The organism is Saccharopolyspora antimicrobica, assembly GCF_003635025.1.
Taxonomy (GTDB): domain Bacteria; phylum Actinomycetota; class Actinomycetes; order Mycobacteriales; family Pseudonocardiaceae; genus Saccharopolyspora; species Saccharopolyspora antimicrobica.
Window position 1 is genome coordinate 7,748,091 of record NZ_RBXX01000002.1, and the last position, 24,250, is coordinate 7,772,340.

Annotated in this window: 15 protein-coding genes; 7 read left to right on the plus strand and 8 right to left on the minus strand. The window is 71.0% G+C overall.

Annotated elements, in window-relative coordinates; genetic code table 11:
* Positions 1-25: 25 nt before the first annotated feature.
* The 6 genes from ATL45_RS36520 to ATL45_RS36545 form a co-directional block, all read right to left on the minus strand.
* Positions 26-1,144, minus strand: coding sequence for a Gfo/Idh/MocA family oxidoreductase (locus ATL45_RS36520; protein WP_093154516.1), 1,119 nt, complete (start codon positions 1,142-1,144; stop codon positions 26-28).
* A complete protein-coding gene (locus ATL45_RS36525) occupies positions 1,141-5,457 on the minus strand; it encodes a non-ribosomal peptide synthetase (RefSeq protein WP_093154513.1) in 4,317 nt (1,438 codons plus the stop codon). The genes ATL45_RS36520 and ATL45_RS36525 overlap by 4 nt, the downstream gene beginning before the upstream one ends.
* Complete coding sequence (locus ATL45_RS36530; protein ID WP_211841382.1) at positions 5,454-9,995, minus strand: non-ribosomal peptide synthetase; 4,542 nt, start codon at positions 9,993-9,995, stop codon at positions 5,454-5,456. The genes ATL45_RS36525 and ATL45_RS36530 overlap by 4 nt, the downstream gene beginning before the upstream one ends.
* A gap of 308 nt (positions 9,996-10,303) precedes the next feature.
* Entirely contained in the window at positions 10,304-11,911 is a 1,608-nt protein-coding gene (locus tag ATL45_RS36535; RefSeq protein WP_093154511.1) for a tryptophan halogenase family protein, read from the minus strand.
* A 141-nt stretch (positions 11,912-12,052) separates the two neighbouring features.
* Positions 12,053-12,808, minus strand: a complete 756-nt coding sequence (locus tag ATL45_RS36540) for a tryptophan 2,3-dioxygenase family protein (RefSeq protein ID WP_093154509.1) — start codon at positions 12,806-12,808, stop codon at positions 12,053-12,055.
* Between the two features lie 121 nt (positions 12,809-12,929).
* Positions 12,930-14,549, minus strand: a complete 1,620-nt coding sequence (locus ATL45_RS36545; protein WP_093154506.1) for a (2,3-dihydroxybenzoyl)adenylate synthase — start codon at positions 14,547-14,549, stop codon at positions 12,930-12,932.
* 120 nt (positions 14,550-14,669) lie between these two features.
* Between ATL45_RS36545 and ATL45_RS36550 the strand changes: the two genes are divergently transcribed.
* The 7 genes from ATL45_RS36550 to ATL45_RS36580 all read left to right on the plus strand — a co-directional run bounded on the left by ATL45_RS36550 (position 14,670) and on the right by ATL45_RS36580 (position 21,634).
* Positions 14,670-15,437: a thioesterase II family protein gene (locus tag ATL45_RS36550; RefSeq protein WP_170210455.1), complete on the plus strand. Its 768-nt coding sequence runs from the start codon at positions 14,670-14,672 to the stop codon at positions 15,435-15,437.
* Positions 15,434-16,180 carry an SDR family NAD(P)-dependent oxidoreductase gene (locus ATL45_RS36555; RefSeq protein ID WP_093154501.1) on the plus strand — a complete coding sequence of 249 codons (747 nt, stop codon included), beginning with the start codon at positions 15,434-15,436 and terminating at the stop codon, positions 16,178-16,180. Before ATL45_RS36550 ends, ATL45_RS36555 begins: the two co-directional genes overlap by 4 nt.
* Positions 16,181-16,230: 50 nt before the next feature.
* Positions 16,231-17,463, plus strand: coding sequence for a pyridoxal phosphate-dependent aminotransferase (locus tag ATL45_RS36560; RefSeq protein WP_093154498.1), 1,233 nt, complete (start codon positions 16,231-16,233; stop codon positions 17,461-17,463).
* A gap of 65 nt (positions 17,464-17,528) precedes the next feature.
* On the plus strand, positions 17,529-18,086 hold the full coding sequence (locus ATL45_RS36565; RefSeq protein WP_246025748.1) for a flavin reductase family protein: 558 nt from the start codon (positions 17,529-17,531) through the stop codon (positions 18,084-18,086).
* Between the two features lie 66 nt (positions 18,087-18,152).
* Entirely contained in the window at positions 18,153-18,686 is a 534-nt protein-coding gene (locus ATL45_RS36570) for a winged helix-turn-helix transcriptional regulator (protein WP_211841383.1), read from the plus strand.
* Between the two features lie 75 nt (positions 18,687-18,761).
* Positions 18,762-19,973, plus strand: a complete 1,212-nt coding sequence (locus tag ATL45_RS36575; protein WP_093154496.1) for a cytochrome P450 — start codon at positions 18,762-18,764, stop codon at positions 19,971-19,973.
* Between the two features lie 92 nt (positions 19,974-20,065).
* Positions 20,066-21,634: a flavin-containing monooxygenase gene (locus tag ATL45_RS36580; RefSeq protein WP_093154493.1), complete on the plus strand. Its 1,569-nt coding sequence runs from the start codon at positions 20,066-20,068 to the stop codon at positions 21,632-21,634.
* A gap of 79 nt (positions 21,635-21,713) precedes the next feature.
* Here the strand turns inward: ATL45_RS36580 and ATL45_RS36585 are convergent, their stop codons facing one another.
* Both ATL45_RS36585 and ATL45_RS36590 read right to left on the minus strand, forming a co-directional pair.
* Positions 21,714-23,444, minus strand: coding sequence for a non-ribosomal peptide synthetase (locus tag ATL45_RS36585; RefSeq protein ID WP_093154942.1), 1,731 nt, complete (start codon positions 23,442-23,444; stop codon positions 21,714-21,716).
* A gap of 280 nt (positions 23,445-23,724) precedes the next feature.
* Positions 23,725-24,225, minus strand: coding sequence for a winged helix-turn-helix domain-containing protein (locus tag ATL45_RS36590; RefSeq protein ID WP_143121677.1), 501 nt, complete (start codon positions 24,223-24,225; stop codon positions 23,725-23,727).
* Positions 24,226-24,250 lie beyond the last annotated feature (25 nt).

Genomic DNA, 24,250 nt, shown 5'->3' on the forward strand with positions numbered 1-24,250 from the left:
CTGCTCCGTTTTAGTACGCGTACGATTACCCTACCGTGGACAGGTGCGATGAGTCACGCCCCGAGCGGCGGTCGCCGGCCCGCAGATCGGCCGCCGACAGCGGTTCCCCGGGCTCCGGTTCGGCCACCTCGGGATAGCCGAGCACTTCGGTGAGCTCCTTCCAGGCGCGGGCGACGCTCAGGTGGCGCTGGCTGCCGCGCAGCGGGTCCGCGCCCGAGTCGATGCGTGCGCGCAGCTCGTCCATCGCGGTCAGCACGCCTTCGCCCCACACGTCGTGCACGACGGTCGCCCAGGTGGGTGCCTCGGGCGCCCCGACGTAAGCCGCGGTGGGGCCGCCGAGATCGTCCGGGCCGCCGGCCAGGAACCGCCCCACCGGGTCCGACGCCGTGCGCAGCACCGGGCTCCACAGCACCGGGCCGTGGGTGTTGGCCAGCATCAGGTTGCCCGCGTCGGTGCCGATGGTGATCCGGTGCAGCAGCAGGCTGGTGCTGTCGTCGCCCGCCTGCATCCGGTTCTCCACCCGCAGCGTCAGCGGCACACCCGCCACCTGCGCGTCCACCGCGGTCAGCGGGCGCCCGGACTGGCCGGCCACCGGGGACAGCGACCAGGGCCGCAGCCCGTCGAAGATCCCGGCCAGGACGTCGAGCAGGTCGAAGGAGACCTGAACGGCGCACATGGCGTCGACGAACACCGGCTTGCGCAACCGGATCAGCTCGCGGGCGGCCGCGGTGAACCGCCGGACCGGTTCCAGGTGCGGGTAGAAGGTGTTCACCAGGTACTGGACCCCGGTGCGGCGCGCCACCTTCAAGCACTCCGCCAGCTCGGTCGGGTGCACCGGATGTTCTTGCAGCACGTGGATTCCCCGCTCCAGCAGGGCTTGCGCGAGCTCGGCGCCCCGCCCGCCGCCCACCGCGGTGGACACCACGACGCAGGCCGCGTCGACATCGCCGGGCAGTTGCTCGACCGAGGAGTACAGCGGCACGCCGTGCTCCTCGGCGAGCGCCGCGGACCGGGCGCTGCCGCGGGCCAGGACGCCGGCGAGCTGGAACCGCTCGGGATCGCGGGCCAGCGCCGAGAGGTAGATCTGGCCGAACCGCGTGCCGCACACGACGACTCGCATCGGGCCAGAGGTCGCACGGGTCATCGGCGCTCCAGCGCACTCGTCGTGATCGCTTCCGCCACCCGGGGCGCGTGCTGCGCGTGGAGGCAGCTGAAGTGGTCGCCCGGGATGTCCACGACCGTCACGTCTCCCAGGCAGACCTCGCGCCAGAAGAGCGCGGTGTCCTCCTGCGGTCCCGGGATGAGGTGAGCGGGCTCGATCGGGCGGAGGAAGGTGACATCGCCCGCGTAGGGCTCTGGCCGGTAGTGCGTCACCGCCTCGATGAACCGCGTGAAAGCTTCGTGCATCAACGCGATTCGCGCGCTGCCGCCCTTCTCCGGCGCGGAGTCGGCGAGAGCGCGGTGCAGTTCCGCTCGCCGTTCAGCAATGTCCTGCTGCCCGAGTTCGCGGAACCGCCGGGCGACCGGTTCCAGCTCACCCGCCAGCGCTCCGATCGCGCCCGGCGCCAGCGCTGCCGGTGAGCCGGTCAGCGCAGCCGCGAGCGCCCGGCCGACCGCCGCTTCGTCGGCGGGCCAGCCGAGGGCCGCCGGATCGGCGCCCATCGTCCGCGCGAAGGCGTAGTCCACCACGAGTTCGTCCCGCAGCAGGTGCGGAATCCGGTGGCCGGACACGATGGTCAGGCCCCGCACCACCGCGTTCGCCTCGCTCAGGGCGCGAGCCAGTTCCAGCGCGATGGGGCCGCCGAGGCAGTAGCCGATGATCTCGACCTCGTCGAAGCCGGCGGCCAGCACCTCCCGCGCGTATCCGGCGGCCAGCTCCTCCAGACCGACCGGTGCGCCGGAGTCGCGGGAGCTTCCGCCGTCGGGCAGGGCCAGGCCGAAAAGCGGTGGCCCTGCGGCGAGTTCACCGATCAGCGCCTGCTGCTCGTCCAGGGTTCCCGTGCCTCCGTGCACGAGCAGCCGCACCGGTCCCGGGCCCGAACCGCCGAGCTGGACCAGTGCCGACGTCCGGGCCTCAACGGACTCCGGCGCCGGGGCGGCCTCCGACTCCAGCCACTTGCCCAGCCCGGCGACCGTTTGGCTGTCCAGCAGCGCGCGCAGCAGCACGTCGAAGGTGACCGGTGCGGCCTCGGGGATGCGTTCGCGCACCTGCCCGACGAACTGCGCCGCCAGCAGCGAGTTCCCACCGGCGTCGAAGAATCCCTGGTCGCGGCTCGGGAGCCGGCCGCCGAGCACCTCCGCCCACAGCTCGGCGATCCGCTGTTCGACGCCGGGCCGCGGCGGCTCGGAGCGCTCCGGCGGTGGCGCGCTGGGCACGGACGTCGACTCCAGGAGCCGCTTGCGGTCGACCTTCCCGTTCGGCGTCAGCGGCAGCGCATCGACGATCCGCACCCGGGCGGGGACCATGTGCCCCGGAAGCCGGTCGGCCACCCAGCCGATGAGCTCCCCGGCGGTGACCTCCCCGGAGTGCTGGGCCGGGATCACGAAGGCGATCAGGGCCTGTTCGAAGGCCGCGCCGCCCGCGGCCAGCACCACGCACGTGCCCACCGCCGGGTGGTCGCCGAGCACCGACTCGATCTCACCGAGCTCGACCCGGTGCCCGCGGATCTTGATCTGCTGGTCCGCGCGGCCGAGGAACTCGATCTCGCCGGTCGGCAGGTAGCGGCCCAGGTCGCCGGTGCGGTAGAGCCGCTCCCCCGTCGCAGGGTGCCGGATGAAGCGCTCGCCGGTCCGCTCCGGATCGTTGAGGTAGCCGGTCGCCAGTCCGGTGCCCGCGATGTACAGCTCGCCGACGACCAGGTCGGGCCGGTCGCGCAGGGCGGAGTCGAGCACGTGGAAGCGCTGGTTCGCCAGCGGCACCCCGTACGGGATGCTGCGCCAGTGCGGTTCGACGGTCTCGATGCGGTGGTAGTTCGACCAGATCGACGCCTCCGTCGCCCCGCCCAGGCTGACCAGCTCGGCACCGGGCACGTGGCGCCCGGCGTGGTCGGGCAGCGACAGCGGGATCCAGTCGCCGGACAGCAGCGCCAACCGCAGGTCGGCCAGTTCGGTCGGTTCGGTGTCCAGGTAGTGCATCAGCATCTGCAGCTGCGCGGGCACCGAGTTCCACAGCGTCACACCGTGCTCGGCCACCATCTCCGCCCAGTGCGAGGGGTCGCCGCGGCGGGTGGGGTCCGGGAGCACCAGGGTGGCGCCGACGGCCGGCGGGCCGAACAGGTCGTAGACCGACAGGTCGAAGCTCAGCGCCGCCAGCCCCAGGACGCGGTCCGAGTCGCCGACGCCGAAGCGCTGGTTGATGTCGTGCACCGTGTTGGCGGCGGCGTGGTGGCTGATCATCACGCCCTTGGGCACCCCGGTCGATCCCGAGGTGTGCATGACGTAGGCGAGCTCCCCGGGATCCACCCGCGGCCCGGCGGGCACCTCGGCGACCGGAACCGGCGGCACACCGGCCACCTCCACTGCCCGGATGCCGGGCGGAGCGCTGGTCCCGGTGTCGGTGACGACGGCGAACCGCGCACCGCTGCCGGTGAGGATCCGGTCCCGGCGAGCTGCGGGCTGGCCGAGGTCGACGGGAACGTACACGCCGCCCGCGAGGAGCACGCCGAGCACACCGACGGCCTGGTCGCGGCACTTGTCGATCAGGACGCCGACGAAGTCGCCGGGGCGGCACCCCGCCTCCCGCAGCCGCTCGGCCACCCCGGCGGCGCGCCCGAGCCACTGCCCGTAGGTGAGCGTCCCGGCGGCGTCGACCACCGCGACCCGGTCCGGGTGCTCGCGCGCGTAGGCGACGAGCGGTTCGTGCAGCAGGCAATCCGGCTCTGGCGCCTCCGTCGCGTTGACCGCCGCCCGGCGGTCGCGCTGCTCCTCCGGCAACGGCTGCGGGGCCGCGGCCTCCCACGGTTCGTCGTGCTCGGCCAGCTGGTGCAGGAGGTCCTCGAACGCGGCGAACATGTCGTCCACCACGCCGTCCGGGAAGATCCCCTCGCGCACGTCCCAGTTCATGTCCAGGCCGCCGAACTGGTCGCCCACCTGGCAGTCGATCCAAACCTGCGGCGTCTGGCTGATGCCGTACGCCGGTCGCGTCTTCCGGCCCGCCGCGGACACCTCGGTGCCCCCGACACCGATGCTGCCGGTGAACACCACGGGCAGCATCGCGGCGGCCTCGCGCCCGCGGCGTCGGGAGACTTCGCGCAGCACCTCCACACCGCTGAACAACCGGTGATCGAGGTCGTCGAAGACGCGCTCGCCCAGCGCGCGGGCGCGTTCGACGAAGCTCGCCCGCTCCACGAAGTCGACCGCGAGCACGCTCAGCGAGGTGAAGTCGCCGAGCAGCCGGTCGACGTGCGGGTGCAGGGGCATCCGGTTGAGGACCGGCAGTCCCAGGCAGAGCCGCTCGGTTCCGCTCCAGCGCGCGATCGTCTCCGCGTACGCCGAGAGCACCGCGTTGGCCGGGGTGATGCCGCGTTCGGCGGCCCGCGCCTTCAACGCCTGCCACACGCGGTCGTGCACCGTCGTCGTCAGGCGGCGGAAGCGCGGCGGGGCCGTGGCCGGGTCGTGGTCGTCGCGCAGCGGCAGCGCGGGCGCACCGGGCAGCTCGTCGATGCGCTGCCACCAGTACTCGCGATCGCGCGCGTACTGCTCGGTGTCGCGCAGCCGGCGTTCGGCGAGCACGTAGTCCCGGAAGGTGGCGTCTACCTCGGGGAGTTCGCAGTCCGGCTGCTGGTAGCGGCGGTCCAGTTCGGACAGCACGCGCTGCATGCTGAGCCAGTCCAGCGCCATGAAGTCCACCGACACGTGCAGCACGCTGCGATCGGGGAGCAGGGTCAGGCGCAGCTCGTACATCGGTCGCTCGCCGGCGGGGTGCACCTTGTGGGACATCGCATCCCGCACGCCGGCGATCGCCTCGTCGACCGCATCACCGGACGCCGTGCGGAGGTCGGCGAACTCGATGCGGGTGTCCGGCAGCTCTGGCAGCACGTGCTGGGTGCCGTCCGGGCGGATGACCGTCCGCAGCGTGCCGTGGCGCCGCACCAAGCCGTCCCACGCCTGCTGCAGCCGGGCCGGGTCGAGGTCGGCCGGGTACTCCAGCTCCTCGTAGAGGTGGCAGGAAACGCCGCCGTAGTCGAAGGCCGAGTTGCGGCCGAACAGGTACGCCGACTGGATGTCGGTGAGCGGGAAGGGTTCCGCCGCCGCCTCCGGATCGGCCTGCCACACCGCACCCGGCCCCTCGGCGGTGTCGGCCAAGGTGGCCAGCAGTTCCGCCTTGCGGCTGCGCAACTCCGCGAGCCGGTGGTCGGTCATCGCGCCTCGGGGAGCGCGGAACCGCAGCTGCTGGCCCTCCCGCCACAACCGGATGCCGGCGCCGGCGAATTCTTCGAGCAGTTCCCGGGCGTTCACACCGCACCTTCCTCGAAGTCGTCGCCGGTGGTGGTGTCGAGCTGGTCGATCAGCGCACCCAACCCGGCGACGGTCGGTGCCCGCATCACCTCGCGCATCGGCAGTTCGACGGCCCGGACGGCGCGCACCTCGGCGATGAAGCGCGTCGCGAGCAGGCTGTCCCCGCCGAGCCGGAAGAAGTTCTCGTCGCGGCCGACCGAATCCACTCCCAGCAGCTTCGCCCACCGCTCGGCGACGAACACCTCCGTGGCGCCCTGCGGTGGGTCGCCCACGTCCCGCGGCCGGTCAGCGGACTGCTCCAACGCTGCCCTGATCCGGTTGCGGTCGACCTTCCCGTTGGCGCTGAGCGGCAGCGCGGGCAGCACCGCCAGGTGCCCCGGGACCATGTGCTCCGGCAGGTGCTCCGCCGCCCAGCGGCGCAGCTCGTCCGCGTCGATCCCTCGGGCCTGCGGGGGCCGGTCGGCGGAGAGCAGGATCTCGCCGGTGTCCTCAGCGCGCAGCACGCGGACGTCGGAGAGCCCTGCGGCGGCGCACGCTCGGATCCACCGCTCCCTGCCGTACAACCAGTCGGTGCTCGGCCGCCCCTCTTCGAACCTGCCCGCACGCGCCTCCAGCGGCAATGCGGTCACCAGCGCGAGCGGCGTCGGGTACTCGCGTTCGGCGAGGTAGAGGCGACCGCCGGGGGCCAGCAGCAGCGCCATGGTCGCCACCGCCGACTCCGGGTCCGGCATCCGGTGCAGGACGTTGTTCGCCACGACCGCGTCGAAGGCGTGGACGTGCCGCGCATCGACGGCAACGGCGTCCAGCACCGCAGTGCTCGTGGTACGGCCCTGCTCGCGCAGCAGCGCCTCGGCCTTGGCCAGCACCGGTTTCGAGGAACCGAGCAGCGTGCACTCGACGGAGTCCGAACCGAGTTCCGCCAGCAACCGCGCGGTGCCGCGACCGCTGAGCACATCCCACTCCGCGAGTGCCGACGGCGCGTCGGCGCGCGCCCGAAGGTCGCGCGCGGCGGCCGCGAGGTGCTCGCCCGTCACCGGCAGCAGATCGTTGAGCGCCTCCGGCGACAGCACCGGATCGTCCAGCAGCGCGGTGGCGTCGGCGTCACCGGACATGATCGCCGCGTACAGCGGCCCGGCCCACTCCAGTGCGGTCGCGACGGTCTCCAGCCAGGTTCCGCGGGCGTCCTCGCGCGCCTGCTTGAGCCAGGTCGGGTCCGTGACCTCGGCCCACCTGGAGCCGTGCTGGTACACCGCACCGCCACGGTGCACCAGCACGGAGCGCTGGGTCAGGTGCTGGAGCCAGATGTCCACCACCGGACGTTGTTCGGCGCAGACCGACGGGGATTCCCGCTGCTCGACCAGCGGTGCGACGACACCCGCGAGCAGGGCCTCCACCAACCGGTGTTCGAGCCGGTGCGGATCGGACTCCGCGTCGACATCCGTTGCGGGCGGCAGGAATTCGCCGCTCGGTGCGCCGGAAGGAGCGGTATTCCCGCTGTCCTCGGCCGGATTCGCCGGGGCGCGCTCGACCACGCCCGCGGCCACTTCCCTGCGGCCCTCGGTGAGCACGACGGCCACGGCCTGGGCCACCGAGGGATGGCCCTGCAGCGCGGCTTCGATCTCGCCCAGCTCGACGCGGAACCCGTTGATCTTCACCTGGTGGTCCAGGCGCCCGAGGAATTCGATGTCGCCGTTGGGCCAGTAGCGGCCGAGGTCCCCGGTCCGGTACCAGCGCTCGCCGTCGCGCTGCGGGAAGCGGGTCGCGGTCAGCTCGGGATCGCCCCGGTAGCCGAGCGCGACGCCGGTGCCGCCGATCCACAGCTCGCCGGGCACCCAGTCCGGGCAGTCCCGGCCGCGGCCGTCCACCACGCGGAACTTCTGGTTGCGCAGGGGTTTTCCGTACGGGATCGACCGCCAGCCCGCGGCCACGCCGTCGACCTCGAACGAGTTCGACCAGATCGCGGCCTCGGTGGCACCGCCCAGCGCGATCAGCCGGCACCGGTCGCCCGAAGCGCGGGCCAGCCGCCCGGGCAGGTCCAGGCCGATCCAGTCGCCGGAGAGCAGGGCCAGCCGCATCGTGTCCGGCAGCGGCGAGTCGTCGGCGGCGGTCAGCACCATGTCGAGCAGGGCCGGGACGGTGTTCCACGCGGTGACCGAGTGCCTGCGGCACAGCGCCAGCATCTCGGTGGCGTCGCGCCGGCCGGACTCCGGCACCAGGACGGCGGCACCGCCCACCGCGAGGAATCCGAAGACGTCCCACACCGAGAGGTCGAAGTCCAGTGCGGACACCGCCAGCACCCGGTCGCGCGGTCCGATGTCGAAGCGTTCGTTGATGTCCTCGACGGTGTTGACCGCGGCGCGGTGGCTGAGCTCCACTCCCTTCGGCAGGCCCGTGGAGCCCGACGTGAAGATCACGTAGGCGGGGTCGGCGGGATCGGCGGCAACCGGCGCGTTCAGCGGTCGGGCGCGCATCGCCGCGTCGATCGGCAGGATCTCGACACCGGCGTGCTCCAAGGACCCGCTGCCGTCGAGCACCACCCGGACGCCGCTGAGTTCGAGGATGCGGGCGCGGCGTTCGGCCGGCTGGTCCACACCGATCGGCACGTACGCCGCCCCCGCGGCGAGAACGCCGAGCACGGCCGCGATCTGCTCGGCGCCCTTCGGGGCGACCACGGCGACGTAGGAGCCGCGACCGACACCGCGCTCCGACAGCGCACCGGCGATGCTCAGCGCCTGCCGCGCCAGCTCGTCGTGGGCCAGCTCCCCGTCCTCGCCCCACAGCAGGGCGGGCTGCCCGGACCGGTCACCGGCGTGGTCGAAGAACGCCGTGTGCAGGAGGTTCCCGGTGATCGCGCGGGTCGTCGAGTTGACCTCCTCGCGCCGCTCCCGCTGGTCGGCGGGCAGCGGGATCTCCGGGAAGGAGTCCGTCCACTCCCCGGCCAGCAGGCCGCGGACCAACGTCTCGTAGGCCGACATCATCGCGTCCAGCACGCCGTCGGCGAAGAGCTCCTCCACCGCGTCCCACACCAGCCGCACGCGCCCGCCGGGCGTGCGGTAGATCTGGTGGTCGAGCCAGATCTGCGGGGTCTGGGAGATCATCCACGACGCGTCGCCGAACCGGGTCGCGAACTCGTCCGGGATCAGCGGAGCGGACAGGTCGTAGGAGAACACGACCGGCGCCGTGCGCGGCGAGTCCAGGTCGGTGCGGACGAAGTCGCGCAGCACGTCGACGCCGGTGTAGGCGGCGTGCCCGATGTCCTCGTGCATCTGCTTCTGCACTGCGCGCGCGCACTCCGCGAAGTCGGACCCGGACAGATCGACGTCGAGCAGCACCAGACCGCTGAAGTCGCCCACGATCCGGTCGATCTCGGGGTGCGCGTCGAGGTCGCGGTCGAACAGCGGGAGGCTGAGCAGGAAGCGCTCGTCGCCGCTCCACCGGCTCAGCACCATCGCGTAGGCGGTGGCCAGCAGGACCGCTGGAGTCACACCCGCTTCACCGGCCCGCCGCTCCAGGGCGGGCCACTCCTCGGCGGTGAAGTCGAAGTACCGGCGGACGAACTTCGGCGCGGCGACCGATTCGGGTGCGACCGCCAGCGGCAGCTTCGGCCCGCCCGGCAGGGACGCCAACCGCTGCTGCCAGTACGGGCGCGCCCGCTCGCGCTCCGCGCGGCGGATCTCGGCCTGGTCCTCCAGGTAGCGGCCGAACGTGTAGGTGATGTCGTCGAGACCGTCGGGATCGTCGTAGAGGGCGCACAGGTCGAGCAGGATCAACCGGAAGCTGGCCAGGTCGGCGGCCAGCAGGTCGATGTTGAAGTGCAGCCGGTCCACCGCGCCGGGCAGCCGGGTCAGCTGGACGTCGATGACCTCGCCCCGGGCGACGTCCAGGATGCGGTGCGACAACCGGTCGCGGAGGGCGAGAGCCGCTGCCCGCGCCTCTTCCTCCGCGCGGTCGCGGAAGTCGTGGACAGCCAGTCCCGGCCACGGGGACTCCGGCAGGATGCGGTGTGTCGCGTCCTCGGCGAACCGCGCCCGCAGCATCGGATGGCGTTGGATCAGCGCACCGACGGCGCGCTCGAGGCGCTCCGGATCCAGCTCCGCAACGTCGAACTCGATGTAGTTGTGGCAGCCGATGCCACCGAGCGACTGGTCCGCGTCGCGACCGATCAGGTAGGCCTGCTGCACCGCCGTGAGCGGGTAGGCCTGGTCCGGTCGGTCGTGGTCCCGGGCCGCGGGAGTCCGCGGTTGCGGCTTCGGCGGCACGACCTCGGCCGAGGGCACCAGCTCCGACCACGCCGACAGCCGCGGGTCGTCGGACAGCTGAGCGAACGTGACATCGACGCCGGCGCCTTTGAGCCGGGTCGCCAGCCGCATCAGGTCCATCGACTGCAGACCGAGTTCGAAGAGGTTGCAGTCGTCGTCGGCCGCGGTCAACTCGACGCCCAGGGCTTCGGACACCGTGCGGCGCAGGGATGCCAGGTCCAGCCCGTCGTTCGCGGTGACGAGAACGCCCGCACTGCGGTCAACATTCTCCGATAACAATTTCCAGGCCCCTTTGCACGCAATCGACTACGACCTGGGATGCAGGATTCACCCCGAGAGAACTGCACATCGTCCCCACAGCGCGGTGCTCGACATTAACAGCCGGATCCTGCACCGGCAATGCGATCGCCGCCCGGCCGGAAAGCACGTGAACACCGCAGGAGAAAACGTGAGGATCGCACATCGATCCATTCCGGAATCATTGCCGAATCCCCGATGAACGACAGCCACTTCCCGATCGCGGCCCGGTGCCGCGACGGAAATCCGTGCGGCATCCGGCCCACGTCGGCAGCGGCTGCGCCTGCGGACTACGCGTTCTCGCGCATCTTGGCGAAGTACTCGTTCTGCGTCGGGAGTTCCTGCACGAGTTTCTCCGCCTTCAACCTGATGCGCTCGAACTCAGCCAGCGCGGCCGTTTCATCGGCCATGTCGAGCGCGGGCGAATGCCGGATGTCGAACCCGCCCGCACCCAGCAGGATGCAGTTGTAGGAGTACGGCGGGAGCCCGTGGTAGTACGGGTAGACCGTCTCCGCGTCGGGCACCTTGTACTTCCAGTTCTCCAGGCGCTCCTCCAGCGCCTCGGGAACGGGGCGCGTCTTGGTGTCCTTCCAGTACTGGGTGTCCGCCCGCTTCGCGGCCCGGTAGTGCAGGCAGAGGAACTCCCGCACGCCGTCCATGACGTTCGCCGTCGAGCGGTTGTACATGTTCCGCAGCCGGTCGTTGTCGCGCCCGGACGGGAAGTACTTGACCATCTGCTCGATGGCGTGGTGGATGAAGAAGATCCCGGTCGACTCCAGCGGTTCGACGAACCCGCTCGACAGGCCGACCGCGACGCAGTTGTTCACCCACGAGCGGCGGCTGCGGCCGATCCGCATCCGGATGTGGTTCGCCTCGACGTCCGCGGCCTCCGGGCCGACGAACTCGCGCAGCACGCGCTCGGCCTCCTCCGGCTCGCAGTAGTCGCTGGCGTAGACGTACCCGGTGCCGATCCGGCTGATCAGCGGAATCGTCCAGATCCAGCCCGCTTCCTGCGCGGTCGCCGTCGTGCACGGCCGCAGCGGCTCGCGGTCCATGTCCAGCGGCACCTGGAGGGCGACCGCGCTGTCGTTGGGCAGCGTGTCCTGGTAGGAGATGAACGGCTCGCCGAGGGCCTTGTTCATCAGCAGGCCGCGGAATCCCGTGCAGTCCACGAACAAGTCGCCCGCGAGCTCGCCGTGCTCGGCGGTCTTGACGTGCGAGATGAACCCGTGCTCGTCGAGCGCCACGTCCACCACGTTGTCGACGACGTGCCGGGCACCGCGGTCGGTCGCGTACTTCGTCAGGAACTTCGCCAGCAGGTGGGCCTCGAAGTGGTAGGCGTACGGGAACTGCGCGCCCTGGTACTCCGCCATCGTCGCCCGCGCCGTCTCCTCGCCGTGACCGGTCTCGAAGACGCCCTGGTCGACCGGGGTTCCGTCGAGGTAGCGGGGCGAGCGCTGCGCGTCGCACAGCGAGGCCATCACGAAGCAGTCCTTGTCGAACCGGTCCGTCCTGGGGTAGCGCAGCCACCAGTCGCTGAGCGGGAACCCGTCGATCGAGCCCATCTGCTCGAACGGGTGGTAGAAGTGGTGGCCGGGCTCCCGCCAGTTCTCGAACCGGACGGCGAGCTTGTACGTGGCGTTGCAGGCCGGCATCCAGTCGGACTCGGCCAGCCGCAGGAACTCGAAGAAGTGCCGGATGTCGCTGAACGTCGCCTCGCCGACCCCGATGGTGCCGATCTGGGCGGATTCGACGACCGTCACGTCGATCTTGTCGCCGAAGGCGGCCGTCAGGTACGACGCGGTCATCCAGCCAGCCGTACCACCACCAACGACGACGACTCGCCTGGTCTTGCCGGGATCGCCCAGGTTCTTTGCGGCAGCGTCGGTCTGAGTCATGTGCTGCGTTTCCCTTCAACGGTAGCTCGCTGGACAGGATTCGGTACTGCGCCTCGGGTTCTGCCTCGAACTCGTCTTGCGTTCCGGTGCGGGCAGCGGAACCTCAGCACCCGCGTGGACCGCGGGCGCTCGGCCCGGTGCTCAGCTCAGGGCGTTCGCGCTCCTCGCCGCGGGCTCGCCGGAGCGCGGCTGCGGGAAGATCTCGGGGAACAGCGATCGCTCGGTCGAGCGCCACAGGTAGGCGGCGCCGGAGGAACCGGCCGTGCCCTGCGCCGCGCCGAGGAACTGCTCGGCCAGGCGGGCGTGCTGCACCCGCCAGGACCGCACCGAGTCGTCGAAGGCCGCCAGCGCGTCGTGCAACCGCTCCACCGACGTGGCAGCTCCCGGCGAGCCCGCCGCGGCCCGCGCGTCGCGGTACTCGGCGAAGGCGCTGGACAGCGACTTCTGCTCGAACCGGTCGGCGAGCCTGGCGCGCTCGCCCGGGTTGAGACCGGAGATGTTCAGGAACCGGGGATCCCTTGCCCCGCAGAGGAATTCGATCTCCCGGTACTGCGCGGACTGGAAACCGCTCGAGGTGCCGAGCGTTCCCCGGATCTCGTCGAAGGACTGCGACGTCAAGGTGCTGAGGACGTCGAAGTGCTGGGTGATCACCTGCATGATGTTCGGCAACCGCTCGAGGTTCTCGGCCGCCTCGGTCCCGTCGCCCCGCTCCATCGCCGCCCGCGCGGACTCCAGGTGCCGGATGACGACCGCGAACCAGATCTCGCACGCCTGGTGCGCCGCGAAGAACAAGGTGCGGTCCGCCTCGTCGCGCACGCAGGCGATGGCCAGGAGTTCGTCCAGTCTGAGGAAGTCCCCGTACGCCGGGGAGTGCGTGGTGTCCGCCGGACAGACCATCCCGTGAAGTTCCCTTCTCACCACACCGCCGGACAATGCGCGGCGGAGTTCCACTACCGCCCGCCCGCACCGGTGGCACCGCGTCAGCACCACCGGTCTCTTCGGTCGATCCGGAGCGCGCTCAGCTGTGCTGCAGCTGACCGGCGCGCAGCGCCTTCTTGTCGATCTTCCCGATCGGCGTGCGGGGCAGGTCCGGCACGACGATCAGCTCGTCCGGCAACTTGTAGGTCGCCATCCCGCGGTCGCGGATGTGGTCCCTGATCATGCGCAGCGTGATCGGCTCCGCCGCGGCCTCCGCATCGCTGCTGAGCACGACGAACACGCAGAGCCGTTCGTCGCGCGCCTCGTCCGGGATGCCGACCACCGCGGTGTCCCGGACCAGCGGGTGGGTCAGCACGTGGCCCTCCACCTCCTCCGCCGAGACCTTCTCCCCCGCGTGGTGGATGATGTCCTTCAGCCTGCCCTCGATGACGATGTTGCCGTCCTCGGTCATGCTGGCCAGGTCACCGGTGCGGAAGAAGCCGTCCGAGGTGAACGCCCGGCTGTTGTGCTCCGGCGCGGCGAAGTAGCCGCGGATCGTGTAGGGCCCGCGGGTGAGCAGTTCGCCGGTCACCCCGACGCCGACCTCGTTGTCCTCGGCGTCGACGATCCGGATCTCGTCGTCCGGGCAGATCGGCTTGCCCTCGGTGTGGAAGGCGATCTCCGGCGGGTCGTCGGGGTGCGTGGAGGTGATCAGGCCCTCGCCGATGCCGAAGACGTTCAGGATGCGGCACCCGAGGCTCTTGCTGACCCGCTCCGCCGCGCCCGCGCTGAACTTCGAGCTGCCCACCTGCACGGTCATCCCGGTCATGTCGACCGGCATGAACTGGGCCGTTTCCGCCCACAGCAGCGCCAGGGCCGGCACCAGCGCCGTGTGCGTGACGCCTTCCCGCTCGATCAGCGGGAACACGTGGTCGGGGCTCGGGTTGGCGGCCAGCACGGCCTTACCGCCGAGGAGCAGCGCGCCCAGCGCGCCGGGGCAGCCGAGCGCGGCGTTGTGCGGCACCGGGTTCGCGGCGAGGTAGACGCCGCTTCCGTCGAGCTGCACCGCACGGGCGCAGGCGAAGATGTTGTACGCGTAGTCGTCGTGGGTCCGCGGGATCAGCTTCGGCACGCCGGTGGTGCCGCCCGAGAGCAGCAGCAGCGCCACTTCGGACGAGTCGACCGGCGGCAGCTCCCGCACGTCGGACCGGGCGATCCCGGCCAGCGGCGTGAACTCCTCCGCCTCGCCCACGATCACCACGTGCTTGAGGCTCGGTGCGTCGCCGAGCACTTCCCGGGCCAGCGTCCGGTAGTCGAAGCCCTGCGCCCGGTCCTGGGCGATGTAGGCCACCGCGTCCGAGGCGCGCGCCAGGTGGAGGATCTCGTCCCGGCGGTGACCTGGCAGCGCCAGCACCGGGATCGCGCCGAGCTTGAACAGCGCGAAGATGGTGGACAGGAACTCGATGGCGTTCGGCAGGTGCAGCACCACCCGATCGCGGCGGCCGATGCCGAGCCCGAGCAGGCCGGCGGCGATCCGGTCGGACTCCTCGACCAGCTCCGCGTAGCTGACGCGGCGGGTCGCGTCCACCGCGGCGACCTTGTCCGGGTGCTGTCCGGCTCGCTCGGCCAGCAGCTGCCCCAGCGAGCTACCGCTCCAGTAACCGGCCCGGCGGTAGCGCTCGGCGAAGTCGGGTGGCCACGGCACGAACCCATCCAGCATGCGTCCTCCTCGGTTGCGACACCCCCACATTCGCCAAGGGGCCCCGGAGCCGCACCGAGCCCCGACAGAGCTATGAAAGTTTGCCGCGAGCAGGCCGAGCGCGTCGGTGAGGCTGGGGGCGTGAACCGAGTGCCGACACGTGACCGGGGCTGGACCCGTGCCCTCAACGACGTGGAGTGCCCAGCAGGCCGGCTGGTCTGCTTCCCGCACTCCGGTGGTTCGGCCGGGACCTACCGCGACTGGTCCTCCGCGATGCCCGGGAACGTTCAGCTGCTGGCCGTGCAGTACCCCGGTCGCGCCGACCGGATCGCCGAAGCCCCGGCGGGCAGCATCGCCGAGATGGCTTCGCACGTCGCCGCCGAACTGGACCGGCTGCCCCCGGCCCGAACTGTCCTCTTCGGACACAGCTTCGGCGCGCTGGTCGCCTACGAGACCGCGAGAGCGCTGCAGTCCGGCGGCGAGCCCGTGCACTGCTTGTTCGCGTCGGGCGCTTCGGACCCCTGGAGTGCGGGCGGCGGGACCGCGCACGAGGCCTCCGACGACGAACTCTGGTCCGCCCTGCGGGAACTCGGCGGCATCGAGCCGGAGATCGCGGAGGACCCCGAGTTCCGCGACCTGGTGCTGCCCGCCCTCCGGTCGGACATCGCGCTCCACGAGACCTACCGCCCGGACCCCGGATCGGAACCGCTGCACTGCACGGTGCGCTGCTACTACAACACCGAGGACCCGCTGGTGGACGGTGCGCGGCTGGACGCGTGGGCCGCGGTCGGCACCGGCCCCTTCAGCCTGCGGGCCTGGCCGGGTGGCCACTTCCAGTTGCTCTCCGACCCGGCCGAGCTGATCGACGACGCCCTCCGGGCGCTGGCGGAAGGTGGAGTTCTGCGATGACGCTCGCCGGGAAGTCGGTCGTGGTCACCGGCGCGGCCACCGGCATCGGCCGGGGGATCGCCGAATGCCTGCTGAGCTCGGACGCCAACGTGACGGTCGTCGGGCGCCGCGAGGAACCGCTGCGGGAACTCGCCGACGAGCACGGTGACGCCGTCGCGGTCGTGGCGCAGGACATCTGCTCGCCGGGCGCCGCCGAGCGGATCATCGCGACGGCCACCGACCGCTTCGGCGGGCTCGACGCGGTGGTCAACAACGCCGGCCTGGCCCGCTTCGGCGGGCTCGACGCGATCGATCCCGCCGAGTTCGACGCGATGTTCGCGGTCAACGTCCGCGCGCCCGCCGATCTGATCCGGTGCGCGCTGCCGTGGCTGCGCGCCGGCCGCGGCAGCGTCGTCAACGTCTCGTCGGTCGGCGGTGTGCTGTCCATGCCGGGGCGCGCCTTCTACGGCGCGACCAAGGCCGCGCTGAACAGCCTCACGCGTTCGCTGGCGCGGGAGCTCGCCCCAGAAGTGCGGGTGAACGCGATCCTGCCCGGCCCGGTGGACACCCCGATGTGGGCGGGCACCGGGCTCGACGATGCGGGGATCCAGCAGCTGCGGGTCGATCTGACCTCCTCCACCCCGATGGGCCGCTTCGGCGAGGACGCCGAGCTCGGCCGGTGGGTGTGCTTGCTGATCGACCCGGAGGTGTCCGGCTGGATCACCGGTGCGCTGATCCCCGTCGACGGCGGCCGCACCGCGTGACGGTCTTTCCGAGCCCGAAGAGAAGTCCACGGAACGAAGGTGGTTCGAGCGTGAGTCCAGACATCCTGTCCGCCGCCGGCTCCATTCCCTCGTCGTGCCTGCACAGCATCTTCCACGCAGCGGAGCGCAAGGAGCAGGAGACCGGGGTCGGCGTGGTGAAGCTGCACGTCGGCGACCCGTACTTCAGCCCGTCCGGCAACGTCGCCGACGAGTTCGTCGCCGCGGTGCGCCGCGGGGACACGAAGTACACCGGTCCCGAGGGCCTCCCCGCGCTGCGCGCCGCCGCGGTCGACAAGCTCCGCGAGGACAACGGGGTGGACAGCGCGGTCTCCCGGCTGCTGATCTCGCCGGGCTCCGCCCAGGGTCTGGCCGCCCTGCTGCAGTCGCTCGCCGAGCCCGGGGCCGAGATCCTGCTGCCGGAACTGCACTGGCCGGTCCACCTGCAGCAGAGCCTGCTCGCCGGCTTCCAGCCGGTGCTGTACCCGCTCGGCGCCGGATTCCGGCCCGATCCGGAGCGGATCGCGGCCGCCGCGAGCCCGCGCACCCGAGTGCTGCTGATCAACTCGCCGGCCAACCCGACCGGCGTCGTGCTGGAGCGCGAGGAGATCGCCGCCCTGCTGGAGCTGGCCCGCAGCCGGGGCTGGCACGTCATCAGCGACGAGGCCTACGAGCACTTCTGCTACGAGCGCGAGCACCTCTCGGTCGCCTCGCTGGAACGCGATGTGCCGGTCGACGAGCGCATCGTGCACAGCGTGTTCACCTTCTCCAAGAGCTTCGCGATGACCGGCTACCGGCTGGGGTACGTGGCGCTGGCCAACGACCGCGCCGCCGACGTCATGAAGGTCGTGCAGGAGGCCAACATCATCGGCACCTCGACCCCGGTGCAGCACGCGGGGATCGCCGCGCTGAGCAGCCGGGCCGACGCCGCGGCCACCAACCGCAAGCTGGTGCAGCGCAACCGGGACGCGGTGCTGCCACAGCTGGTCCAGGCCGGGCTGCTGAACGAGCTGCCCGCCGGCGGGTGGTACGCGATGCTGGACGTGGCCCGGACCGGCCTGGACTCCGAGGAGTTCGCGCTGCGGCTGCTGGAGAGCAAGGGCGTCGCGGTGGTGGCGGGCAACGGGTTCGCGATGCGTCCCGACGTCGACGAGCGGGGGCACATCCGCTCCCACGACTTCGCGCCGTGGGCTCGGCACCTGATCCGGATCGCCTTCTGCGTCGACCCCGCGGAACTCGAGACCGGGGTGCAACGACTGCTGGAGTTCGTCGGCGAACGCGGCTGACAGCCGGTCGCCCCCCGCCATCCGAAGAGACACGTTCGCGCAGCTCGTGGAGGAGGTAGCCGACCATGCCGGATCCCATGACCGGCACCGTCAGACGTGCACCGGTCGACGCGGCGCAGTTCCGCTCTCTCATGACCACGCACCCGGCGGGCGTCGCCGTCGTCACGACGGCGGGGCCGGACGGTGAGCCGTGGGGAATGACCTGCTCGTCGGTGTGCAGCGTCTCGCTGCTGCCGCCGACGCTGCTGGTGTGCTTGCGCACCGGGAGCCCGACGCTGGCGTCGCTGCTCCAGCGGTCCGCGTTCGCCGTCAACCTGCTGCACGAGGGGGCGGAGTCGACGGCGACGCTGTTCGCCTCCGGAGCACCGGACCGGTTCGACCGGGTCGACTGGGTCCGGGAACCGGGGACCGGGGTGCCGCAGCTCGTCGAGGACGCCCACACGGTGGCGAACTGCCAGGTCGGGGAAACGCTGCCCGTCGGCGACCACATCGTGGTCTTCGGCGAGGTCGTCGACGTGACGACGCACGCGACCCTGCCTCCGCGCCCGCTGCTGTACGGGATGCGCCGGTACTGGTCGCTGAACGACGTCCCGACCCCGCGCGGCCCTGGAACCAGCGGCTGATCAGCCGGGGCGCCGTCGTCGGCGGCGGCGCCCCTCAGGTGAATCCGACGACGATGGGAGTCAGCGGTGCGAAGCGATCCGACCACCACCGAGCGCGAGGTGCCGGTGCGCTCGGCCGGCCCGAAGGCGCGCATTCCCGATTGCCCGCTGGCGCGCACGGCCGAGACCGTCGGTCCGTGGTGGACGCTGGAGATCCTGCACGAGGTCTTCGACGGCCACACCCGCTCGGCGACGATCGAGCGGAACCTGGAAACGCCCGCCGACGTGCTGCAGGACCGGCTGGCCGACCTGGTCGCGAAGGGCCTGCTCGAAACCGCCGACGACACCGCGGACCCGCGGGACCGGGAGTACCGCCTCACCGAGCTCGGCCGCTCGCTGCGCCCGCTGCTGCTCGTCGTGGCGGCCTGGGGCAACCACCGCCTGGCCCCGGAGGACCGCAGCCTCGTCCTGGTCGACGCCAGGACCGGCGTCGCGGTGGAGCCGGTCGTGGTGGACGGGTTGACCGGACGGCGGATCGACACCGCCGACTACGTCTTCGCCAGGGGTCCCAAGGCAAGCGCGCCGATCATCGCGCGCTACCCGGCGGTTCCGCAGGGGTGACGGGAAACCGCTCCGGCGGAAAGGAACCCGCAAGAGTCCGCGCGGCAGGTGCGAAAAGCCTGTCACGATCGGACGATGAGTCAGCCCGCTCTCGGTGAACGTTCCCTGGACCTCACCGACCCGGTCACCTTCGTCGACAACGACGTCCACGGGTTCTGGCAAGAGGTCCGCGCCCAACGCCCCGTCCACTGGCACGAACCCACCGACCGGCACCCCGGTTTCTGGGTGGTCGCGCGGTACTCCGACATCCAGCCGCTGTTCCACGCCGAAGCCCTGAGCTCGGCCAGGGGCAACGTGCTCGACGTCGTGCTGCGCGGCGACGACTCCGCGGGCGGGAGCATGCTGGCGGTCACCGACCCGCCGCGCCACCGGCCGCTGCGCAACCTCATGTGGAGCGCGTTCACCCCGCGGGTGCTCGGCGAGGTCGTCGAGCAGATCCGGCAGCGCACCGACAGGTTGGTTTCCGCGGTGGTCGAGCTGGACGAGTTCGACTTCGCCGCCGAGATCGCCGACCAGGTCCCGATCAACACGATCTGCGACCTGCTGTCGGTCCCCGTCGAGGACCGCGCGGAACTGCTGCAGTGGAACAAGATGGCGCTGTCGTCCGACCGCGCAGACAGCAGCGAGCTCGACGCGATCAGCGCCCGCAACGAGATCGTCCTCTACTTCATGGAACTGGCGCAGGAGCGGCGGGACGACCCGGGCGAGGACGTCATCAGCATGCTCGCCACCACGGAGGTCGAAGGCCGCCTGCTCACCGTCGAAGAACTCGCGGTCAACTGCTACAGCCTCATCCTCGGCGGCGACGAGACGTCCCGGGTGTCGGCGATCTGCGCGGTGCTCGCCCTGATCGAGAACCCGGAGCAGTGGCGCGCCCTGCGCACCGGAGAGGTCTCCGTCGAGTCGGCGGTGGAGGAAGTCCTGCGCTGGTCGTCACCGGCGATGCACCTCGCCCGCACCGCCACCCGGGACTTCGACATCGACGGGACGAAGGTGCGCAGCGGCGACATCGTGACGTTGTGGACCATCTCGGCCAACAACGACGAGACCGTCTTCGCGGACCCGCGCCGCTTCACGCTGTCCCGGTCGCCCAACAAGCACCTCTCGTTCGGCCACGGCCCCCACTACTGCCTGGGCGCCTTCCTCGGCCGCGCCGAGCTCAACGCGTTGCTGAGCGCTCTGGTGGCCCGGGTCGGCCGAATGGAGCAGCGGGGCGTGCCGCGCCCCATCTTCTCGAACTTCCTCAACGGGTACGAAAGCCTCCCGGTGCACTTCGAAAGCCGTTGAGCCGAACGGCCCGGCGCGCTGATCGAGCCCCTCTCCCACCACGGCGAAGCGAAATCAAGTCCGAGAACGCACTACGGAGCCCCGAGGTAAGAATGAGAAAGAACGTCTGTGTCATCGGTGCAGGCCCGTCGGGTTTGGTCGCGATCAAGGAACTGCTGGACGAGGCTCACTCGGTGACCTGCTTCGAGCACAGCGCCGAGCCGGGCGGGGTCTTCCGCTCGGGAGTCGGCCCGGAGGAAGCCGGCGCCTACGACTCGACGATGCTGACCATCTCCAACTACATGATGACCTTCTCCAGCTTCCCGCCACCGGACGGTCAGGAGCGGCAGTTCTGGTCGGCCGGCGAATACCGGCAGTACCTGCTGGACTTCATCGAGGAGTTCGACCTCGGCCCCACCATCCGGTACGAGACCGACGTGGTGAGCATCTCCAAGAGCGAGGACGGCGGCCACGTCGTCGAGGTCGCACCGGTGTCCGCCCCGGAGAAGCGCGTCGCGCACAGGTTCGACGCGGTGGTCATCGCCACCGGGACGCACCGGGTCCCGAACTACATCGACATCCCGGGGCAGGACGACTTCGCCGGGGAGATCACGCATTCCGCCTACTACCGCAACGCCGAGCGGTTCCGCGGCAAGCGCGTCCTCTGCGTCGGGATCGGGGAAACCGCCGCGGACGTCGTGGACGAGATCGCGAGCACCGCGGAGCGCTGCACGCTGTCGGTGCGCAGGCACCAGTCCATCATCGAGCGCTACCCCGGGGACGACCGGCACCCGAACGACGCCTACACCTCGCAACTGCTGTACTCGGTCCCGCTGGCCGCCGCCAACCCGATCATGCGGTTCTGGATGAAGCGCAACGCGAAGCGCGGCAAGACGCCCGCGGCCCGGGCGCTGGGCGCGTGGAACTCGAAGAACGAGCACTTCTTCAACCACTTCCTGACCAAGAACGAAGCGTTCGTCCACCGGATCGCCGACGGCACCCTGAACGTCAACGCGTCGGGGATCGAGCGCCTGGGCGCGGACTACGTCCAGTTCAAGGACGGCCGCCGCGAGAAGGTCGACACCATCGTCTTCAACACGGGCTACGTCGAGGACTTCAGCGTCCTGAAGGACGTGGACATCAGCGATGTGCGGGAGATGTACAAGCACATGATCCACCCGGCGCTGGGCACCGGCGTGGTGTTCATCGGGTGGGCGCGGCCGGCCGCCGGCGGCGTCCCGGCCTGCTCCGAGATGCAGAGCCGCTACTTCGCCCTCCTGTGCAGCGGCAAGAAGAAGCTGCCGGACCGCTTCCGGCTCAAGCGGCTCATCGAGCGGCAGAACACCTACGAGAACGGGGTGTTTCACGGCAACCCCGAGCTGCGGACGCTGGTTCACTACAACCAGTACATGCTGGACTTCGCGAAGGTGCTCGGGTGCTCGCCGTGGCGCCCGGCCGTGTTCAAGAACCCCCTGCTGGTGTACCGCCTGTTCTGCGGCTCCCAGATGCCCCACGTCTTCCGCTTGTTCGGCCCGCACAGCGACCACGAGAAGGCGCGGCGGATCATCCTGAGCCAGCCCGCTGCGTTCGGCTTCCGCACGGTTCTGCTGGCGCTGGCGGTCATCGGCGCATCTCGCGTGCTGATCGCGCTCGGCCTGATGAAGCCGGACCCGGAGTACTGACGACCGGTCAGGACCCCCGCCGCGCTCGTGCCGGAACGCACGGGCGCGGCGGGCGTCTTGGCGCACCAGCCGCCGGGCGCTACTTGGACCGCTCCACCAGCTGCGCCAGTTCTGCCAGGTTCTGGGCGGCGAACATCGACCGCATCGGCACCGCCACGCCGAGCTCCTTGCGCATCCGGCGGGCCAGGTTCGCCGCGAGCACCGAGTGACCGCCCAGGTCGAAGAAGTTGTCCTGGGGAGTCGCCGAGCTGATCTTGAGCGTCTCCATCACCATGCGGCACAGCACCTGCTCGTAGGACTTCTCCTCGCCGCTGCCGACCGCGACGGGCACGTCGGGCTCGGCGCGCGATGCCCGCTCGGCGAGCGCCTTGCGGTCGATCTTCCCGTTCAACAGCGTCGGGAGCTCCTCCAGCACGACGATGCTGGACGGCACCATGTGCTCGGGCAGCGCGTGGCGCGCGTGCTCGCGCAGCTCCGCTTCGGTGACCTCGCGCCGCGCGGACGGCTTGACGTAGGCGACGACGTGCTCGGTGGAGACGTGGTCACCACCGACGACGGCGACCACGATCTCCACCGCCGGGTGGCTCTCCAAGCGCGCCTCGACCTCGCCGAGCTCGATGCGGAAGCCGCGGACCTTCACCTGGTTGTCGCTCCGGCCGGCGAAGTAGAGCTCGCCGTCCGCCTCGCACCTGCCCCGGTCCCCGGAGCGGTACATCCGGCTGCCGGGCGGGCCGTGCGGGTTGGCGACGAACCGGGACGCGGTCAGGCCGGGGCTGTTCAGGTAGCCGCGGGCGACGCCCGATCCGGCCAGGTAGAGCTCCCCCTCCTGGCCGTCGCGGAGGTCCCGCAGCTCGTCGTCCAGCACGTAGACCTGGCTGCCGTCCCACGGCGTCCCGATGGTGATCTCCTCCTGGACGCCCGTGATCGGGCCACCGATCGACGCGCCGACGGTCACCTCGGTCGGGCCGTAGCCGTTGAACAGCCGCCGTCCCCTGGACCACTCCTCCGCCAGGGACCTGGTGCAGACATCGCCGGTGGAGGTGATCGTGCCGCCGAGCAGCAGATCTTCGCTGTCGGTGATGCCCAGCGCGACCGGGGGCAGCACCGCGTGCTTGATGTCGTGCTCGAGCATCGTCTCGCGCAGCGCCTCCCCCGGCATCAGGTCCTCCTGGTCCGCCATCACGAGAGTCGCACCGTGCAGCAGCGCCAGCGAGAAGTCCCAGAACCACGCGTCGAAGCTGAAGGACGCCCACTGCAGCACCCGGTCGCCCCGGCCGACCTCGTAGGCCCTCGTCTGGGTCGAGACCAGGTCGGCCACGCCGGCGTGGGAAACCGCGACGCCCTTGGGAACACCCGTCGATCCGGAGGTGTAGATGACGTACATCAGGTGGTCGGCGGTCAGCGGCGCCAGGCGTTCGCCCTCCGCGATGTCGTCGCCGCTCTCCTGCTCGCACGCGGCCTCGGCGGCCGGGTCGTCGAGCACGAGCTCCGGCACGGCCAGCTGCAGCGAGCTGACGTTCTCCGTCCGCAGCAGCAGGACCGGCCGCGCGTCCACGACCATGTGCGCCAGCCGCTCCGCCGGGTAGCTCGGGTCCAGCGGGAGGTAGGCACCGCCCGCCTTGAGCACCGCGAGCACCGCGACGATCAGCCGGTCCGACCGGGGCACCGCGATCGCGACCAGCGAGTCCGGCCCCACCCCGGCCGCGATCAACCGCCTGGCGAGCCGGTTCGCGCGCGCGTTCAACTCCGAGTAGTCGATGGTGGAACCGCCGTACACGACCGACGGAGTAGCACCCGACTCGGCAACCATGGACTCGAAGAAATCCGGGACAGTTCTCAACACCAGCTCCGCCTTCGACTCGAAGTTCCGGCACACGGTTGGTGGGCGTGGCGACCGGCTGCCCTGCTGCGGCGTCTCCCCGCGCCGGCACCCCGACGCGGGTGCCGGACGCCAGAGCACCCGCGAGCCACGACAACACGCGGCCCCACCGGCTCACCCGGCCGTGAAAGAAGTCTTTCCCCCAGGACTCCGGTAGTTCGCAAATCGTTCATGCTGACTCGGTGCTCCGCGACGCCGCACCGGTCCATCGCTAGAGGGGCTCCACCACGAACCCGCGCCCCCAGACGTTCCGCAGCGAAAGCCCGACCAGTTGCAGGCGTCTTCGTAATCGCATCACGTGCAGGTCCAAGGCGTTGCTGGACGAGCTGGAACCGGACTGCTCCAGGATCTCCCGCAGCTCGGTCCGGTAGACCAGCTGCGAGTACCGGGAGATCAGCGGCGTCAGCATCTCGCACTGCGTCGGGGAGAGCGTGATCGACGAGTCCTTGTAGTAGAGGATCCCCACCGGGTCCAGGACGGGCTTGGCGTTGACCACGGCACGATCCGCCAGCTGCCGGACCCTGGCCTGGAGGTCCTCCGGGATGATGGGCGGACGCACCCAGTCCTCGTAGATGCCCAGCTGTTCCGGCGGCGGCGCTCCGTGCTCCACGATCAGCAGGCAGAGGTGGTGCAGGGCCCTGCACTCCTCGCGAACATCGCTCTCCGCGGGCCAGCGGACGAATTTGACCCGGTTCTGCACATTTCCCTTCACGGGCACCCCTCAGGAAGTTTTGTTC

Bases quoted from the DNA above. Each gene is read 5' to 3' on its own strand.
- ATL45_RS36520 (WP_093154516.1), bottom strand. From the start codon at position 1,144: ATGACCCGTGCGACCTCTGGCCCGATGCGAGTCGTCGTGTGCGGCACG.
- ATL45_RS36535 (WP_093154511.1), bottom strand. From the start codon at position 11,911: ATGACTCAGACCGACGCTGCCGCAAAGAACCTGGGCGATCCCGGCAAG.
- ATL45_RS36540 (WP_093154509.1), bottom strand. From the start codon at position 12,808: ATGGTCTGTCCGGCGGACACCACGCACTCCCCGGCGTACGGGGACTTC.
- ATL45_RS36545 (WP_093154506.1), bottom strand. From the start codon at position 14,549: ATGCTGGATGGGTTCGTGCCGTGGCCACCCGACTTCGCCGAGCGCTAC.
- ATL45_RS36555 (WP_093154501.1), top strand. From the start codon at position 15,434: ATGACGCTCGCCGGGAAGTCGGTCGTGGTCACCGGCGCGGCCACCGGC.
- ATL45_RS36565 (WP_246025748.1), top strand. From the start codon at position 17,529: ATGCCGGATCCCATGACCGGCACCGTCAGACGTGCACCGGTCGACGCG.
- ATL45_RS36575 (WP_093154496.1), top strand. From the start codon at position 18,762: ATGAGTCAGCCCGCTCTCGGTGAACGTTCCCTGGACCTCACCGACCCG.
- ATL45_RS36580 (WP_093154493.1), top strand. From the start codon at position 20,066: ATGAGAAAGAACGTCTGTGTCATCGGTGCAGGCCCGTCGGGTTTGGTC.
- ATL45_RS36585 (WP_093154942.1), bottom strand. From the start codon at position 23,444: ATGGTTGCCGAGTCGGGTGCTACTCCGTCGGTCGTGTACGGCGGTTCC.